The 17,990-nt window shown below is 58.5% G+C and carries 14 protein-coding genes, 1 other RNA gene and 2 pseudogenes; 13 read left to right on the top strand and 4 right to left on the bottom strand.

Going from position 1 to position 17,990, the window contains the following annotated elements:
- Window positions 1-2 precede the first annotated feature (2 nt).
- The 12 genes and pseudogenes from ftsL to dtd form a co-directional block, all read left to right on the top strand.
- The gene (gene ftsL, locus NBH12_RS07955; RefSeq protein WP_016462733.1) at window positions 3-455 is read left to right on the top strand and encodes a cell division protein FtsL; all 453 of its coding nucleotides are present in this window, start codon (window positions 3-5) and stop codon (window positions 453-455) included.
- A complete protein-coding gene (locus NBH12_RS07950; protein ID WP_250819343.1) occupies window positions 452-2,242 on the top strand; it encodes a peptidoglycan D,D-transpeptidase FtsI family protein in 1,791 nt (596 codons plus the stop codon). The genes ftsL and NBH12_RS07950 overlap by 4 nt, the downstream gene beginning before the upstream one ends.
- A 26-nt stretch (window positions 2,243-2,268) precedes the next feature.
- Window positions 2,269-3,141 (top strand): hypothetical protein, encoded by an 873-nt coding sequence (locus NBH12_RS07945; RefSeq protein WP_003830451.1) that lies wholly within the window; start codon window positions 2,269-2,271, stop codon window positions 3,139-3,141.
- Window positions 3,142-3,201: 60 nt separating this feature from the next.
- Window positions 3,202-4,647 (top strand): UDP-N-acetylmuramoyl-tripeptide--D-alanyl-D-alanine ligase, encoded by a 1,446-nt coding sequence (locus NBH12_RS07940; protein WP_065505262.1) that lies wholly within the window; start codon window positions 3,202-3,204, stop codon window positions 4,645-4,647.
- Between the two features lie 43 nt (window positions 4,648-4,690).
- Window positions 4,691-5,797: a phospho-N-acetylmuramoyl-pentapeptide-transferase gene (mraY, locus tag NBH12_RS07935; RefSeq protein WP_014483592.1), complete on the top strand. Its 1,107-nt coding sequence runs from the start codon at window positions 4,691-4,693 to the stop codon at window positions 5,795-5,797.
- 55 nt (window positions 5,798-5,852) lie between these two features.
- On the top strand, window positions 5,853-7,298 hold the full coding sequence (gene murD, locus NBH12_RS07930; RefSeq protein ID WP_003830457.1) for a UDP-N-acetylmuramoyl-L-alanine--D-glutamate ligase: 1,446 nt from the start codon (window positions 5,853-5,855) through the stop codon (window positions 7,296-7,298).
- On the top strand, window positions 7,285-8,502 hold the full coding sequence (ftsW, locus tag NBH12_RS07925; RefSeq protein ID WP_015438967.1) for a putative lipid II flippase FtsW: 1,218 nt from the start codon (window positions 7,285-7,287) through the stop codon (window positions 8,500-8,502). The genes murD and ftsW overlap by 14 nt, the downstream gene beginning before the upstream one ends.
- A gap of 16 nt (window positions 8,503-8,518) precedes the next feature.
- Window positions 8,519-9,691, top strand: coding sequence for a UDP-N-acetylglucosamine--N-acetylmuramyl-(pentapeptide) pyrophosphoryl-undecaprenol N-acetylglucosamine transferase (locus tag NBH12_RS07920; RefSeq protein ID WP_003832069.1), 1,173 nt, complete (start codon window positions 8,519-8,521; stop codon window positions 9,689-9,691).
- 102 nt (window positions 9,692-9,793) lie between these two features.
- The gene (murC, locus tag NBH12_RS07915; protein ID WP_052828972.1) at window positions 9,794-11,332 is read left to right on the top strand and encodes a UDP-N-acetylmuramate--L-alanine ligase; all 1,539 of its coding nucleotides are present in this window, start codon (window positions 9,794-9,796) and stop codon (window positions 11,330-11,332) included.
- Window positions 11,332-12,366, top strand: coding sequence for a cell division protein FtsQ/DivIB (locus tag NBH12_RS07910; protein WP_003832074.1), 1,035 nt, complete (start codon window positions 11,332-11,334; stop codon window positions 12,364-12,366). The genes murC and NBH12_RS07910 overlap by 1 nt, the downstream gene beginning before the upstream one ends.
- Before the next feature lie 135 nt (window positions 12,367-12,501).
- Window positions 12,502-12,898, top strand: a transfer-messenger RNA (tmRNA) gene (ssrA, locus tag NBH12_RS07905).
- Between the two features lie 57 nt (window positions 12,899-12,955).
- Window positions 12,956-13,258 (top strand): annotated as a pseudogene (dtd, locus tag NBH12_RS07900) (D-aminoacyl-tRNA deacylase); the annotation flags it as partial.
- An 11-nt stretch (window positions 13,259-13,269) separates the two neighbouring features.
- Here the strand turns inward: dtd and NBH12_RS11150 are convergent.
- The 3 genes and pseudogenes from NBH12_RS11150 to NBH12_RS07885 form a co-directional block, all read right to left on the bottom strand.
- Window positions 13,270-13,365: pseudogene (locus tag NBH12_RS11150) on the bottom strand (MFS transporter); the annotation flags it as partial.
- A gap of 143 nt (window positions 13,366-13,508) precedes the next feature.
- Window positions 13,509-14,405 carry a carbohydrate kinase family protein gene (locus NBH12_RS07890; protein ID WP_060618457.1) on the bottom strand — a complete coding sequence of 299 codons (897 nt, stop codon included), beginning with the start codon at window positions 14,403-14,405 and terminating at the stop codon, window positions 13,509-13,511.
- A gap of 70 nt (window positions 14,406-14,475) precedes the next feature.
- A complete protein-coding gene (locus NBH12_RS07885; RefSeq protein WP_060618458.1) occupies window positions 14,476-15,690 on the bottom strand; it encodes an ROK family transcriptional regulator in 1,215 nt (404 codons plus the stop codon).
- 225 nt (window positions 15,691-15,915) lie between these two features.
- On the opposite strand from NBH12_RS07885, the gene NBH12_RS07880 reads away from it, so the two are divergent.
- On the top strand, window positions 15,916-16,830 hold the full coding sequence (locus NBH12_RS07880; RefSeq protein ID WP_003830573.1) for an ROK family protein: 915 nt from the start codon (window positions 15,916-15,918) through the stop codon (window positions 16,828-16,830).
- 27 nt (window positions 16,831-16,857) lie between these two features.
- Here the strand turns inward: NBH12_RS07880 and NBH12_RS07875 are convergent, their stop codons facing one another.
- Window positions 16,858-17,982 (bottom strand): ROK family transcriptional regulator, encoded by a 1,125-nt coding sequence (locus NBH12_RS07875; RefSeq protein WP_025221867.1) that lies wholly within the window; start codon window positions 17,980-17,982, stop codon window positions 16,858-16,860.
- Window positions 17,983-17,990: the final 8 nt, after the last annotated feature.

The raw sequence follows: 17,990 nt of genomic DNA, 5'->3' as shown, positions 1-17,990 counted from the left end.
CCATGGCAGCAACGGCACGCAGCATTCGATCCAGTGCTTCAACGCAGTCCAGGCCGCAGTCCAGGCCTCAGGCTCCTTCGCGCCCTGAACTGAAGGTGATTTCCGGTCAGCGGGTTCAAGCAGAAGGAAACATGATTGAACGGGTTATTGAATGGACCCGTACACGCAGCGCCCCGCTGATGCATGTGGTGATTGCCATCGTGTTCCTCATGGCCACGTTGCTCGGTGCGCTGGTACTGCGCACCCAAATGGTGCAAAACTCGTTTGAGGCGGCAGAAGTCAAGCAGCATATCAGCACGCTGACCCAGGACATCGAAGACGATCAGGCCAAGCTTGACCAGTTGGTCGCATCGCTGCCGGATAAGGCCGATGAAATGGGCATGGTGTCGCAAGGCGGATCGGTGACTATTGATTTGAACGGATACCAGCAGTCCGGAGAAAGTGGAGCACAGTGAAAGCCACCATCGCACGTATCGTTCACTTGTACAAGGTGAAGACCTTTGCCTTCAAATGCATCGCCGTGGGCGTGGCATTGGGCATCGTGGCAACAATGTGCCTTGCCCAGCTGGCCTCCACCCAATTGATTGGCGGACGTCAAACCGCACAGGCCGCGACGGCCAGCCGTACTTCGCGCGTGACGCTCAGCGCCAAGCGCGGACGCATCCTTGACACCAATGGCACTGTGCTCGCCCAGAGCGTGGAACGCTATACCATTGTGGCCAACCCCGAGGCTGCCCAGGAATTCGTTCCCACCGATTGCAACGAGAAGACCAAAGACTACTGCGACGAGATCGACGGCAAGCCGGTGGGTGCCACGGGCGCTGCCGCAGTGGGCCGTCTGCTGGCCAAGGCTCTTGACATGAATGCGATGGAGCTGGGCGCGGATCTGTCGATCAGCGGCCAATACGTCGTGCTGAAGAAGGATGTCACGCCACAGGTCAAGCGCACCATCGACGATTTGAACCTTGGCGGCATCGTCTGGGGCGAACTCAGCAGCGAACGCCTGTACCCTGATGGAGAACTGATGGGATCGCTGCTCGGCGGAGTCAACGACGAAGGCGTAGGCGTGGCCGGATTCGAGCAAATGGAGAACAAAACGCTCACCGGCACCGATGGACACCAGATTTACCAGCGTGGCAACTACGGTGGCGAAGAGATTCCCGGCACCATGACCGAAGCCGTGGCCGCCAAGGACGGCAAAGACGTTACGCTGACCATTGATCGTGATGTGCAGTGGTATGCCAAGAAGATCATGAAGGAAGCGACAGCCCAGTACAGCGCCCAGTGGGGTATCGCCGTGGTGCAGAACGTGCAGAACGGCGAAATACTGGCTCTGGCGGACAGCGATGAGATAGCGGCCGGCAGTGACGAAGCGAAGATGAACGTTTCGCGAGCCGTGTCCCAGACCTTTGAACCGGGCTCGGTCGGCAAGGTTATTTCCATGTCCGGTTATTTGCAGACCGGGTTGCGCAAACCGACGGATCAGTACACCGTGCCAGGCCGGCTCACTGTGGATGGCCAGACCTATAAGGACGCCTTCGAGCATGGTGATGAGCATTGGACTCTGGCTGGCATTCTCCAGAAATCATCGAATATCGGCATGGTCATGGCCGGCGATGGCTACACGGATGAGCAGCGGTACGAATACCTGACCAAGTTCGGCATCGGACAGTCCACGGGATTGGATCTGCCTGGCGAGTCCAGTGGCGTGCTGACCTCTCCCTCGGCATGGGATGCGCGAACTCGCAACACCGTGCTGTTCGGTCAGGGATACACGGTCAATGCCTTGCAGCTGAGCAACATCGTGGCCACCATTGCCAATAAGGGAGTGAAGCAGCAGCAGTCCATCATCAAGTCGGATGACGGCAACACCGAAAACAAGAGCAAGGCCACTCGCGTGGTCGATGAGCAGGTGGCCGCTCAGATGATGGATGCCATGGAGTCCGTTTCGGATAGCTACAGCGCCTTCGTCAAGGTTGATGGCTACCGCATGGCCGCGAAGTCCAGTACCGCTGAGGTACAGGGCGCCGATGGCAAGCTGTCCTCCATCATCTCCGATTACTCGGTGGCCATTCCCGCCGACAATCCGCGTTTCGTCGTGACTGTGGTGCTCAAGGACCCGACTGGTTTCGGTGGCCTGACCGCAGGCCCGGTATCCGCGCAGATTTGTGCGTTCCTTATGCAGAAATACGAGGTGCCTATCTCGACGCCGCGTAAAGATGCTATTCCGGTCACTTGGTGATATATCGAAAAGAAAGGCGTTGACCCATGAGCGCAGTGAGCGAATCCATCGCCCAGCGAATGACTTTGGGCATGCTGGCCGAGCGGTATGGCTTCGATATTGATCCGGAATTTGCATCCAATGTCACCATCACATCGCTCAGCGATGCTGTAGACACCATTTCGCCTGGCGCGATGTATATCTGCGACAGCAATCATCTTGCCGATCTGCCCCGTGCCGAGCAATCCGGTGCCTATGCGGCTCTGCTGCCCAGAACGTGCCGTGGCCGGGATATCCAGTCTGGCATCCCGCTGGTGTTCGGCGATTGCGGCAACCATATGCTCGGTGATTTGGCCAGTTCTCTGGCAGGAACCCCATCCAATGCTATGGCGGTATTTGCCGTGGCCGGCGATGATGATGACATCATCCATGCCGGTGTGAAGCATCTTGCCGATTTCCTGCACATGCTGGGCAACCCCGTTGCCGTGATCGATTCCACTGGTTCCACGTCGATGACGCGTTCTTTGAACCTTTCGTATCCGTTGGGCATCCTCGATGTGCAGCGCACCCTCGCGGTCTGCGCGGAGGACGGCGTTGCCGCCGTTATCATCGCGATGAATAACGCCACACTGCAACGTGAAGCGTTGGAATCAGTGAACGTGGACGTGCTGGGCTCCGAGCGAGTCGCGCAAGGGGAGGATGTGGCCTCCTTAAAAACCCGATATGCGTTTGTATCCGACCGTGCCCTGGCTCTGACCGTACCTACTGGGGAGTCTGACGAACTGGCGGCCGAATCGCCCGCCATGTTTGACCAGGATAGGCTCGGCCATATGTCTCTTGCTGTTGCCATGGTGCTCGCGGCAGGCGTGCGCAGGAACAACGTGCGTAGTGCTCTGCGAGTGGCCAATAATCTCAGATGACGTGCGGCGGATGCAATACAATACAGCAATATACGACACACTGAAGGAGTTCAAGACACCATGGTCCCGATGAGCGTGGAGGAAATCGCCAAGGCCGTTGATGGTCGGTTGGTAGCAGGCGACGGTCCCGCCATTGAAGCCACCGAAACGGTGACTGATTCTCGTCAGGCTGGCTCCGGAGCAGTGTTCGTGGCCATTAAGGGCGAGCGGGTCGATGGCCATGGCTTCGTGGATAAGGTCGCTGACCAAGGAGCCGCAGCCGCCATTGTCGACCATGAAGTAGCGTGCACAACGATGCCGCAGATCGTGGTCGAAGACACCGTCGCAGCATTGGGATTGCTGGCCAAGCATAATATCGATCGTCGGCGCCAGCTGCCCGGTGCCTTTGACCTGATCGGATTGACCGGTTCGGTGGGCAAAACCACCACCAAAGATTTGCTCTCCGCGCTGCTGAGCACGTTGGGTCCCACCGTGGCACCGATCGGTTCTTTCAATAATGAGATCGGCTTGCCGTTGACCGCATTGCGAGTCAATGCCGACACCCGTTTTTTCGTAGCGGAAATGGGCGCCAACCATATCGGTGAGATCGCGCGGCTGACCCGTATCGCACCGCCGAATACGGTTATTGTGCTCAGGGTCGGAGTCGCGCATCTCGGCGAATTCGGTTCCAGGGAGCGCATTGCCCAGGCGAAAAGCGAGATCGTGCAGGGGCTGCTGCCCGGCGGCACCGCCGTGCTGAATGCCGATGACGATTACGTCGTGCCCATGGCACAGTTTGCTTCCGGCGACGTACTGTGGTTTGGTCAGGGGCACACCCGTGACTCCGAGGTGCATGCCGATCATATTGCTGCAGATGCCGCTGATCACGCCGAATTCACCATGACCGACGCGCACGGCGAGCAGGTTGCCGTACATCTGGGTATTCCAGGCCGTCATAATGTGATGAACGCGCTTGCCGCGGCAACCGTCGCATTACGATATGGCATGCCGCTGACTGCTATTGCACAGACGTTGGCCGCGCAGCACACCATCAGCCCGCATCGTATGGCTCTATCCACGGTGAGCCGTCAAGGAGCTTCGTTCGAGCTGATTGATGATTCCTTCAACGCGAACCCGGATTCCATGAAAGCCGGATTGGACGGCCTGCGAGCATGGAATGCGAATGATGGTCGCCAGCCATTCCGTGTGGCATTGCTGGGCGCGATGCTCGAGCTTGGTGCGGATGAGCGTGAATTGCACGCTTCGGTCGGCGAATATGCGGCCGGTCTGGGACTGGATGCCATCATCACGGTCGGATCGCCCTCAGACGCGCATCTGAACGTGTTGGCCGAATCTTTGGCCGAAGGCGCAACACGTGGGCGTGCGGCTTCGGTAGACTGTGTGCAGACCATTGATGAGGCCGAGCGCATAGTCCTTGACTTGGCCAAGAATCATACGGATACCGTGGTACTGCTCAAGGGCTCGCACGCCTCCGGACTCAGCGCATTGGCTGAGCGGTGGGCCTGACGCTGAACCGACAAGAAGACCGACAAGAGGAGAGAAGCCACACGTGATTGCTCTGATTATTGGAATGCTGGTGTCGCTGATTGTCACCTTGGTCGGCACGCCGTTGCTGATACGTCTGGTGCACAAGCTGCACTATGGCCAGTACATCCGTCAGGACGGTCCTCAATCGCATCTGGTCAAGCGCGGTACCCCCACGCTTGGCGGTGTGGTTATCAATTTTGCGATTGTGCTGGGATGGGGCGCCTCGGCGTTGTATCGATACCTGCGATCGGGTGATGTGCCCTCATGGTCTGCTGTGCTGGTGCTGTTCGCCATGCTGTCCATGGGCGTGTTGGGATTCATCGACGATTTTGCCAAAGTCCGCAAGAAGCAGAATGAAGGCCTGACGGTGGGCGGTAAGTTCATCGGCCAATTCATTCTTTCCACTATCTATGCGGTGCTGGCGCTGATTATCCCCACCAAATCCGGGTTCCCCAGCGCACAGCCTGGTATGAGCTTCATTGAACAGCCGTTTTTCAGCTTTGATTTTGCGGGCCGTGCAGTGGCCATCATCCTGTTCGTTATCTGGGTGAACTTCCTGATGACCGCATGGACCAACGCAGTGAACCTCACCGACGGTCTGGACGGGCTGGCCGCCGGATCGTCGATGATCTCCTTCGTGGGATTCGCCGTCATCGCGTTTTGGGAAAGCTACCACATCAAGGGTGGCGATCATGGCGGCTATTCCTATGCCGTGTCCGATCCGCTGGATCTGACCATCATCGCGATTTGCGCTGCGGTGGCGTGCTTCGGCTTCCTGTGGTACAACTCGAACCCTGCGTCCATCTTCATGGGCGATACCGGTTCCCTGGCACTTGGCGGCCTGTTCGCGGCTCTGTCCATTGCCACGCACACCGAGTTCCTGACTGTGATCCTCGGCGGCCTATACGTCATGGAGGCCATGAGCGACGTCATTCAAGTGGGATACTTCAAAATGACGCATAAGCGTGTATTCAAGATGGCGCCGATTCACCATCATTTTGAACTTGAAGGCTGGACGGAGACCAAGGTGGTAGTGCGTTTCTGGATGATTGAACTCATCTTCGTGCTGCTCGCCCTGACCATTTTCTACTGTGACTGGGTCACCCGATCCGGACTGCTGTTCAGCTAGCGGAAATCTGAAGGGCCTAAGCTCGCCCACGGTATTCCTAAATTTGGGAGGAATCATGCAAGTAGCGGATAAGACAGTGGTGATTGCCGGACTGGGAGTGTCCGGCACTTCGTTGGCCGAGGTGCTGCGGGAGCGCGGCGCCCATGTCATTGGTGTAGACGAACGAAAAAGCGATGCTGATTTGCATTCCTTCGACGAGGTGGATTGGGATCAGGTCGATTATGTGATGGCCTCGCCGGTGTTCAATCCGCGTACTCCGTTCATTCTCGAAGCGCAGCGTCGTGGTATTCCCGTGATGAGCGAGGTGGAATTTGCGTGGTGTCTGCGCGCGGATAATGCGAGGACCGGCAAGCCTGCGCCTTGGATCGGCATCACTGGAACCAACGGCAAGACCTCCACCACCGAAATGACCTCGGAGATGCTTACCGCGTGTGGTCTGGATGCACCCACCGCCGGCAACATTGCCTCTGGAGACATGAGCATGAGCCTGTCCCGCTGCGCCACCAACCCCAAGCATGATGTGCTCTGCGTGGAGTTGAGCTCCTTCCAGCTGCATTTCACCGATTCCTTGGAACTTGACTGTGCAGCCATCACCAATATCGCCGACGATCATCTTGACTGGCATGGCGGGCGCGAGAACTACGCGGCCGATAAATCCAAGGTATTCCGCGCCGCCCGGCGCGTCATCGCCTATAACGCGCAGGACGCCAAAGTCAGCGAACTGGCTCAAGCCGCACCCGTTGCCGCAGGATGCCGCAAAGTAGGATTTACGTTGAACGAGCCTGAAGCCGGCCAGATTGGCATCGCGGACGGCTGGATTGTGGATCGCAGCGGCGTTGCCGGCGGCAAAGTGGGGGAGCCTATCAAGCTCGCCGCCATCGCCGATTTCACCCATTTGATGGAGCCGGATGGCTCGTTGTACCCACACCTGGTTGCCGACGCCCTGACCGCGCTGGTGTTGGTTTTGGGCCTTGGCGCCGACCGGGAAACCGCTCTTGAGGCGTTGCAGACATTCAAACCGGGCGGGCATCGTATCGAAACCGTGGCCGAAGCACGTGTGAACGGCGGCGTTATTCGATTCGTGGACGATTCCAAGGCCACCAATGGCCATGCCGCCAACGCTTCGTTGTCCAGCTTCTCGGCCAAGTCCGTGGTCTGGATTGCCGGAGGCTTGGCCAAAGGCAGCCGTTTTGAGGATTTGGTCAGCAATCAGGCTCATACCATTAAGGCCGCCGTCATTATCGGCAAAGATCAGCAGCCGATGATTGAAGCCTTCCGCAGCCAAGCACCGGACATTCCGGTGACCGTCATCGATCCGCAGGACAACGATACGGTGATGGATCGTGCGGTGGCTGCCTGCGGAGACTATGCGGCAGCCGGAGACGTGGTGCTGATGGCGCCTGCGTGCGCGTCCATGGATCAATTCGTGTCTTATGCCGATCGAGGCAATCGTTTTGCAGCCGCAGCCAAGGCATGGAGCGAGGTGCATGGTCTCCGATAATTCTTCGGTTCGCAAATCGCACGGGAATGCAAATAAGCCGGCTCTGGTCATTACCGATTACACCGGCTGGCGAAGCCTGCTCAATCCGCTGTGGTGCTATAACGGTTTCCGCATGGCGGTGGTGGGACTGACCTGCTTTGGCCTGATTATGGTGTTCTCCAGTTCCACGGTCACCATGGCGGCGCAAGGCAAATCGCCATTTGTTCAATTGCTCAATCAGGGAGTGTTCTGCATCCTTGGCCTGATTGTGGGTTTTTTTGCCATGGTGATGCCGGTCGGGTTCTGGAAACGCATCGGTCTGCCGCTGATGCTCTGCTCGATACTCGTACAGGCGTTGACCTTCACACCGTTGGGTATTGACGTGTACGGCAACCGAGGATGGTTGAATCTGGGATTCACCACCATACAGCCGGCCGAGTTCATGAAATTCGCGCTGTGCGTGTGGCTTCCCACCGCGCTGAGAGCCGCCAAAAAGCTCTATCGCAAACAAGGCATGAAAGCCTATACAGTTCCTCTTGGCGTTTCTGCGGTCGGATTGTTGACCGTTATTGGCGGTAAGGATCTTGGCACTGCCATGATTCTGATTTTCATCGGCATTGTGGCTTTCCTGATTGCGGGTTTTCCGGGCAAATGGATGGGCATAGGCGTGCTGGTGATGGCGGCGATGGTGGCGGTGCTGGCGATTTCCAGCCCGAACCGTATGCGGCGTATTCTCGCCACGTACGGGGATTGTTCTGCGGCCGACGCACAGACGGTGTGCTATCAGTCCATGCATGCGAAGTACGCCATTGCTTCGGGTGGCTTCCTTGGTGTGGGCATTGGCAATTCGCGTGAGAAGTGGAATTATCTTCCAGCGGCGCATAACGATTTCATCTTCGCTATCATCGGAGAGGAAACCGGCTTCGTGGGATGTGCCATAGTGCTCCTGTTCTTCGCGATTCTGGGATGGTGCATGATCGTCGTTGCGCTGCAGGTCGCTGATCGGTACGTATCAATGGTGCTGATGTGTGTGACCATCTGGATTGTGGGACAGGCCATGGTCAATATCGGCGTGGTCGTAGGAGTGTTCCCGGTGCTTGGCGTGCCTATGCCATTCGTGTCGGCAGGCGGCTCCTCAATGGTGATGTGTTTGGCGGCCGCAGGACTAGTTGTGGGACTTATGCGATGCCAACCGCAGATTAAGCAGTCTCGCCAGAGCGTGTAGAGTACACTCGGTAGTCATGACCCAAGGAGCACCTCATATCGTTCTTGCCGGCGGCGGAACCGCTGGACACGTCAATCCATTACTCGCCGTCGCCGGGGCGATTCGCGAACTTGAACCCGCGGCGCAGGTCACTGTTATCGGCACTGCGGTCGGCCTGGAAAAAGATTTGGTGCCTCAAGCGGGATACGAACTCGACACTATCGAGAAAGTGCCGTTCCCACGCCGCCCCAATGCGTATTTGCTGCAATTCCCGGCCAAGTGGAAGCGCGAAACGGCCAAAGTGCGCACCATTTTGGAGAGCAGGCATGCCGACGTGGTCGCTGGCTTTGGCGGTTATGCATCGGCCCCCGTGTATGCCACGGCGCATAAGATGGACATCCCCATCGCCATACACGAGCAAAATGCGCGTGCCGGCATGGCCAACAAGTTGGGAGCGCGATGGGCCGACTTCATCGGTACGGTGTATGACGAAACCGGTCTGAAACCCAGAAAAGGCGCTGCACTCGAGCGTGTCGGTCTGCCGTTGCGTCCGGCCATTGCCGCGCTTTCCCAGCGACTGGAAGTCGACCGCGAGGGTGTGAGAAAGGAATCGGCCGCTGAGCTCGGCATCGATCCAAACCGTCCTGTGGTTGTGGTCACCGGAGGTTCCCTGGGAGCGCAGAGCCTGAATCGAGCCATTGCCTCGTCCGCCGCTGATTTGCTGGCCCATGCTCAGATCATTCATCTGACCGGACGTGGCAAAAGCGATGAGGTGCGCAGTATGGTCAGCAAGTCGGTGAAGGCTGATGTGCTTACTGGAATCGGCCCCGATTCGGCAGGTCAAGGCGATTATCACGTGGCTGAATATCTGGAGCGGATTGACTTGGCCTTTGCCTGCGCCGATCTGGTGATATGCCGTGCTGGAGCCGGTTCGGTATCGGAGCTGGCGGCGCTGGGATTGCCGGCCATTTATGTGCCTCTGCCCATTGGCAACGGCGAACAGCGCTTTAATGCGGAGCCGGTGGTGAACGCTGGTGGCGGTCTGCTGGTAGCGGATAAGGACCTGACGCCGGCATGGGTGCATGATCATGTGCCGGGCATGCTTGCCGACCACGAAATGCTCGCCGAGCTCGGACGCAAAGCATGGGAATACGGCATACGTGATGCCGCGCGCATCATGGCGCGCCGTGTCCTGCAGCTTGCTCAATAGGAACCGGTAAATTCACGTTTGATCAGAATCGGCCATACCTCGTTGCGTTGGCACGGGGTACAGCCATAATAGAGGTGCTGGAAATCCCTCAAGGAGCGTCAATTGTCCCAGAATCAGCCCATTGTGCTTGACCCTACCCATGCTTCGTTCGATGCTGCGGCCCGTCCCGCAGATCTTGGCCCTACGCATTTCATCGGTATCGGGGGTGCCGGTATGAGCGTCCTGGCCGAGATGCTGAACGCCGAGGGCGTGCCGGTGGACGGCTCTGACCGTGAGCGTAGTGCAAAAACCGATCGACTGGAATCATTGGGTATCACCGTTGAATTCGGGCAACGGGCGGAAAATGTGGTTTCGGCTTCGACCGTTGTCTATTCCAGTGCCATCAAGCCCAGCAATCCGGAAATCGTTGCCGCGAACGAGGTTGGCCTGCACATCGTGCATCGCAGCGATATTCTCGCTTTACTGATGAACGGCAAGCGAGCCGTGACCGTGGCTGGTGCGCACGGCAAAACCACTACCAGTTCCATGCTTGCGCACATTTTGGTGCATACCGGATCTGATCCCAGCTATGCCATCGGCGGTTCCATCCAAGGGCCGGACGGTACCACCTTGGACGGTGGCCATGCCGGTCAAGGTGACGTGTTGGTGGCTGAGGCCGATGAGTCCGACGGCAGCTTCGCCAAATACCACCCCACCATCGCCATCATTACCAATGCCGAGGCCGACCATCTTGACCATTACGGCGATGAAGCGCATTACCGTGCCGCATTCGTGAATCATGCCGGCCATGCAACCGGCCATGTGGTGATCTGCGCTGATGATCCGGATGCGCTGGCCGTGTTCCAGGCGCTGCCTGCCGACGTCAAGGCCCATACCGTCGTCTATGGCACCACGCCCATTGAGCAGCTGCCTGATTTAGGGGGTGCCGCGCATGTGTGGATTTCCTCTGAACAGGAGACCGCCGGCACCGGCGTTGAACGGCTTACCTTGCACCTTCCCGCCGCGGTGACCTCTGCAGATGCTGTGGCCCAGCGTGTGGAACTCAAGGTTCCCGGCATCCATAATGCGCGTAATGCCGCCGCGGCAATCACCGCCGCGGTGCTGTTGGGAGTCTCTCCCACCGACGCCGCACAGGCTGTCAGTACGTTCCTGGGAGCTGCACGCCGTTTTCAGGTGCACGGAACCGTTAAGCAGGTCACGGTGGTGGACGATTACGCGCACCACCCTACGGAGATCGCGGCTCTGCTGGATGCAGCACGGCGCCGTTATCCGCAGTCGACCATTCGCGTGATTTTCCAACCTCATCTGTTCTCCCGTACCAAGTTCTTTGCGCGCGAATTCGCCGAGGCGCTGGCCAAGGCCGATGATGTCATCGTCACCGGCATTTTCCCTGCCCGTGAAAAGCAGGAGGACTTCCCGGAGATTACCGCGGCCACCATCGTGGATGCTGCTGCTGGCATCAAGGATGCGGCTGCCGGCGAGTGGATTCAACCGGTTGAAGACATGGGTCTTGCCGCCAGGATGATGGCCATGCGAGCCCACCATGGGGATGTGATCTTTACCGTGGGCGCCGGCGACATCACTGATATGGATCAGGTGCTGCTCACCGCGCTCGAGGCCCATCGCGAAAGTTGTGAGTAATGGCAGGTCGTACCGTCAGTTCTGGCGGCGCGAAAGGAGAGCGTCGCAAACCCCGTTCGGTGGAATCGCACCAGCGAGGTCCGGGCAAGGCTGGAAAGTCGCGTAAAGCCCGTTCCGTGGCCTCCCGTCCGGAAATCGTGGACGAGTCTCGGCCTCAGGAAGTGACGCGTGCCATCGGGCGGGAAGGTGCGTTTGTAGACGCGCGCGAGCTGCATAGTGAGGATTATGTTGCTGAGACGCTGCATCAGACCACCGGTACGCTGGGAGTGATTTCCCGTCCGAAAGTGGTGGATTTCACCGAACGAGCCAAGGAGCGCAAGCGTGCGGGCATGCGCGTCATCGCGCTGCGAGTGGTAGCCATGGTAACCAGTGTGGCGGTGCTGATTGGGCTGGTATGGTTGCTGTTCTTCTCTTCGGTGTTCCGCCTGGAAGTGGGTGCGATCAGCGTATCTGGAGCCAACGAATGGGTCAGTGAGCAGACCATTCGCTCTATTGCCGATAAGCAGGCGGGTAAATCGCTGTTTTTGGTATCCACGAACGACGTGTCCAAACAGCTCGGGGATATTCCCGGCGTGAGTGAGGCCAACGTCTCCAAGCAATTCCCGAAATCGATGAGCGTTGAGGTCAAAGCGCAACGGCCCGCCGCCATGCTGAAAAACGGGGATACGTTGACTGCGGTCGATTCACAGGCTCGCGTATTGAATTCGGTGACGGACGCGAATGTGGACGGCATTCCCGTTATTGAAGTCAAGGATGTCGATAAGAGCCTGAAGAATCGTTCGATCAAGGAAGCCCTGACCATTCTGGGTGCGCTACCGGAATCAATGCGTTCGGCAATCACCCAGGTCACTGCGGAAACGCAGGATTCCGTGACCACCACACTCAATGACGGCGACCGTGTGATCGTGTGGGGCAATTCCTCTCAGCTCAAGCTGAAAATGGCAGTGGTCGATAAGATTATCAATGACTCCAATGTGATTGGCGACCGTCATCAGGTCGATGTATCCGCGCCGTTGAAACCTATCATGAAGTGATGTTCCTGGTCGTTTGGGCTGACTGACGTGAGCGGGCTTGTTCGTGGTCTGCTGTGAGCTGATTTGCAAATGCATAGATACAGGTGTATGGTGAAACGTCCGGCCGAAAGGCTGGAAGCTTGATAATTCAAGATTGGGGTCGATCGGTTTCGACGGTGACCTGTTCGCTGCAGGGAAGCGTGCCGAGAACGCCGGGTCCGCTCGTGGATGACCCCGGCAAAAGAATAAGTGCTAAATCTAACCGCACTGAGTTCGCTCTCGCTGCCTGATTTTTAGTCAGGATTAACCAGTGAGCAGCCGCTCCGTTCACTCCTCTTCGTCTTTGGGAGGATGCTGAGCGTCGTTAAGAAGACTTGCTGATGGAGTTGAGCCTCAGGGCTCCATCGGGACTTTTACTGCGGATATGCTCGCCATCAGTTGTCTGCGACAGCGATGGGGGCAGAAAAACCGCCAACTTGGCCAGCAGACTACGCACGTAGAAGACTGTGGGCTCGGTCATCGGACCGGGGTTCAATTCCCCGCGACTCCACCAAGACAAGCGTCGTTTCCGTAAGGGAACGGCGCTTTTTTGTTGCTGCTGTAGGGAGTCATGAGAGTTGTAGTGCAACGAGTATCTGAAGCATCCGTGGACGTGATCAATGAGTTGGGCACATTGGACCCTACATTTGAGCCCCAGCAGATTAGTCCGGGATTCATGATTCTGGTGGGTGTGACCGATGAGGATGGTGACCAGCAGATTGCGTGGTTGACTCACAAGATCCTCAATCTGCGGGTATTCGAAGATGAGCAGGGCAAAATGAACCGCTCGATTCAGGACATCGGCGGTGAGATTCTCTCCATCTCGCAGTTCACATTGTTTGCCGATGTGCACAAAGGCAACCGCCCGAGCTGGGCGTTCATGGCATCAGCCAGGGCATCCATGATGGGCGGGAAGATGGCGCCGCCGATCAGGCCCATGAGCATCAGGCCGGAAATCTCGTTCTGGCGCTCCGGGCGGTATTCAGTTATCAATCACCTGTTTTTGGGCATGGCTCACGCCGGGAGACAGGGTCTGGCGAGTGCCGGAACGTCATTGTCCCAGCGTGAGCATGAGCCGAAAAAGGCTGGAAAAGTATGGCCTATTGGCCGGTGTTGCCGAAGGCTTACTTGCCTGCGGCAACGAGGTAGTCAGGCATCTCAGCCGGATATTCCGGCCAAGCGCCGGCCTGAGTGCACACGAAGGCGGCGGTGTTGACGGCCTTGCGGTGAGCGTCGGCAAGCGAGTCGCCGAGCAGAGTGCGAGCGGTGAACGTGCCGGAGAAGGAGTCGCCGGCGCCGACGGTGTCGACCACCTCGACATGCGGGGTGTCCAGAGTGGAGACCTCGCCCTTGCGGGACATGATGGTGGAGTAGGCGGAGCCAGCGGTCAGAATCACGTAATCGAGGTCGAACTCGTCCAGGAACCAGCGGGAGGCATCCTCGCCGGAGGTGCCGCGAATGTCGAACATGTCGCGCAGCAGCAGGAGCTCTTCGTCGTTGATCTTGAATACGGTGGCGGCCTTGAGCAGCTCCTCGATGAGGTCCTTGGAGTAGTGGTCGCCACGCAGGTTGATGTCGAAGAACTTCATCGCGCCCGGCTTGGTGTGCTTGAGTAGCTCCGTGATGGTGGCGTGCGATTCGGGGGAGCGCAGGGCCAGGGTGCCGAAGCAGACGGCGTCAGCCTTGGAGACCACGTCGATGAGCTGGCGGGTGTACAGGATGTGGTCCCAAGCCACGCCCTTGACGATGGTGTACTCCGGGATGCCGTTCTTCAGCGCGACCTCGACGGTGGAGGTCGGCCAGGCGTTGCGCTGGATGACGGTGTTGATGCCGGCCTCGTTGGCCTTGGCAATCAGTTCGTCGCCGAGCTCATCCTCGCCGACCGCGCTGATAGCCCAGCCTTCGGTGCCGTTCTTCATCGCGTGGTAGGCGAAGTTGACGGGGGCGCCGCCGGCTCGCTTGCCGCTCGGCAGCATATCCCACAGCAGTTCACCGAGGCTCAGAACGATCGGGGTAGTCATGGTTGGTTTCCTTTCCTTATGGTTTCTCTGATTGCTGATTTCGTATGGAAATCTCTGGTCGGCGCTTCGGTCAGGAAACGTCGAAGAACACCGAGGGGTGTTCCAAAAACTGGGTGACCGCCACAGCCGCCGCTCCGCAGACGGTGGAGTCAATCGGTAGGGTGGAGAGTGTTATGGAGGTGAAATCGTTGATTTCGGGGATGGCTCGTTCGGCCACCGTGGCGCGAACCGTGTCCAGCAGGAGAGGGCCAGCCTCGGATACGATGTCGCCGATGATGATGTGTTCGGGATTGAAAGCGTTGAAGATGGTGATGCAGCCGTAGCCGATATACCGCGCCACTTCGCGAACCATGGACTGGGCCGCGGCGTTGCCTTCGTTGGCTTTGGCGAACAAGGCTCGGGCGGCTTCGGCATGGGTCATGTCTGAGGCGTCCGGGATAACCGAGCCGTCCTCGATAAGCATGTCATGGATGACCGGGGCGGAGCAGTAACGTTCCAGGCAGCCGACGTTGCCGCAATCGCAGGGCTTGCCGTTGACATCAACGGAGATATGGCCGATTTCGGTGGCTGCGCCTTGCGCGCCGTTGACGAGGTGGCCATTGTCGATGACGCCAAGTCCCACGCCTTCGCCGACCAGATAGTAGGCGAGGTAATCGTTGGTGTGGAATGCGGGGTCGAACAGGTAGTGGGCCAGCGCGCCGGCGCGGGCATCCTGCTCGATGAAGACGGGCACTCGGAACGCGGTGGAAAATTCGTTGATGAAGTTGATTTTGCGCCAGCTTTGCATGCTGGAGACCACAGCGGTGCGGCCGACGTTGCGCAGGTAAGGGCCGGGAACGGCCATGCCGATGGCCACGATGGACGGATCGTCATCAAGCAGCTCGCTGATGCGTTGGTGGATGGCCGTGATGGTGTCGCTGATGGTGTGGTCGTACACCGGGGGCAGGTTTTCGGTGCTGAGCGCATTGCCGCACAGGTCGAACACGCCGATTTGCACGAGGGGACGGGCGAACTTGACACCAATGACGCGGAAGCGAGCGGTGTCAATTTTCAGCCCGATGGAACGGCGGTTCTTGGAGCCTTCCAGGTCGCCGGTCTCTTCAATCATGCCGGCTTCGATAAGCCGTGCGGTGATCTTGGTGATGGCGGCCGGCGTGAGTTCCAAGGCCTTGGCGATTTGTGCGCGGGAGCTGATGCCGTTGTGGTAGAGATGCTTGACGATGCGGGAGCGGTTGGATTCGGAAACGCTGGCCTGAGAAGTGGCGCGTGCAGTATCGTCTGCCATATCATTCTCCTTTGTCCCGCGTCGTTGCCTGGGTAACGTCCGCTCGTCTTTGAATCTGAACTTGATTAAGATATTAACGTAGTTAATCTATTCGCGCAATCAACTTATGTCTCGGCGTGTCGCGTATGAGGCGCATGGTTTTCTGTAATTTGTTAAGATAGTTGTCAATACATAAATGCATACTGATTCCAAGCATATTGTTCGACGAAGAACGGGGGATGGGCAATGACTGATAACACCGTGAACAATTTCAGGATTGGTGTTGATGTGGGTGGCACCAAAATCGAGGCGGCGCTTGTCGATGCAACGGGCGCGGTGCTGAACTCCGCCAGAATCCCTGCACGTCATGGTAACGCTGCGGTGGTCGAGGACATTGTATCGGTCGCGCGTCAGGCCGCGGGAACCCGCTTTGACGAGGTCTCGGCAATCGGCATCGGCACACCGGGCACGGTCGACTCCGCCACCGGACACGTGGGCAACATCGTGAATCTTGATGTGGTTTCGTTGGATATGGGCCCCGAAGTCTCCAGACTGGCAGGCGTGCCGGTGCATGTGGAAAACGATGTCAACGCTGCCGCAGTGGGTGCTGCAGTGCTGTTGGGAGGTGCGGATGGCTTGGACGGCACCATCGCGTTCCTGAATTTCGGTACCGGACTGGCTGCGGGCATCGTGCAGAACGGGGTGCTGCTGCATGGATACAGTGGGGCCGCAGGCGAAATCGGTCATATTCCGGTTGAGCCGCATCGTTTGAAGTGCCCCTGCGGCCAGTATGGGTGTCTGGAAACCGTGTGCTCGGGGGCTGCGGTGGGCAGGTTGTGGCCGAACGCCGATCCGCCGATGCCCGACTTGATTCGCTGCGCCAGCAGACGTGAGGCGAAGGCCGTGGATGTGCTGGATATGGTGGTGAGGGCCATTGGCGACACCATCCAGATTCTGGCTCAGTCGGTCGATCCCCGATTGATCGTGTTGGGTGGCGGTATGGCCAAAACCGGCGAACCGTTGGTTGAGGTAATTACCGCTGAGCTGCGTCGTCGAGAATCACAGTGCCGCTTTTTGGAGTCGCTGGATTTGCCGGCTCGGCTTCGTCTGGCCCCGGCGGGGCAGCCGGTGGGGGCCATCGGAGCGGCTATGGCCGCATAGTGCTGCCACCCGGTGCTGGCTATCTGACTATTTGGCCAGATACTGGAGCAGCACGGCGATGGCTTCTCCCTGCACGGTGATGTCCGGCCCGCATTCGCAGCGCCTGATCACGGTGTGCTTGTGGAAGGACGATGACGTGCTGGCATCGAGATAGGCCTGGGCGGCGTCGATGAAGGTCGTGTTGATGATGTCCGGTTGTCCGAATATGCAGACGTCGGACATATCCAACAGGCCCACGGGCATGGCCAAGGCCTGGCCGAGGTACCGTCCGGCGCGGGCGAGTATTGCCTGCCGCTCGTCATCGTCGACGTTGGCCATCTGTTTTCTCAGCGCATCGGCGGAAATCATGGTCTCCAGGCATCCACGTTTGCCGCATGGGCATAGTGGACCATTCAAGTCGATGGAGATGTGGCCGATTTCGCCCGCCGCATGCAGTTCGCCGATGACTGGGGTGTCGCTCAGCAGAATCGCCGAACCGAGGCCGCTGTCCATCCGCACGAACAGCATATTCGGCCCGCCCTGGCCGAAGAAGCGTTCGGTGAGCATGGCACTGGTGGCGTCATTGCTGACGGTGGTGTCGATGCCGAAATGCTCGTTGATGGGTGTGGCCAAATCGAGATTGCGCCATCCGCGCATCGTGGAGGATCGCACTACGCCGCCATCGACCACACCGGGGGAGGACACGCCGATGCCGATGACCTCGCCGTCGGACATGCCGAGCATCTTCTCGATGAGTTCGATGATGATGTCCACGGAAACATATGCTCCGGCATTCAAGGTGACTTCGGCGTGGCGCAGCGGTTGTCCAAGCAGATTGGTGACCGTGCCATGCAACAGATGCTCCTGCGTCAAATCAATGCTGATTATGCGCAGCCGGTTGGTGTCTATGCTCAGCAGCGTGCCTCGTTTGCCCTTGCCGCCGCTGGGCGCCTGGCCGGTTTCGCGCAATAGGCCTTCTTCGAGCATCTGGCCGACCACGTCAGACACGGCCACGCGGCTCAGTCCGGTGCGGCGGCCAAGTTCGGCGCGTGAATACTGTTTGGTGGGAAACAGCAGGGCGAAAATAAGCTGACGGTTTTTGCGGCGTACGTCGGCGGGGGAGGCTTTGGTGGTACGGTCATCCGTCGCGATGGCGAGACCGGGATACGACATACATTCCT

The sequence above is a fragment of the Bifidobacterium sp. M3-N-101 genome, assembly GCF_023656805.1.
Taxonomy (GTDB): Bacteria; Actinomycetota; Actinomycetes; order Actinomycetales; family Bifidobacteriaceae; genus Bifidobacterium; species Bifidobacterium breve.
This window is presented reverse-complemented; position numbering and strand designations above follow the sequence as displayed.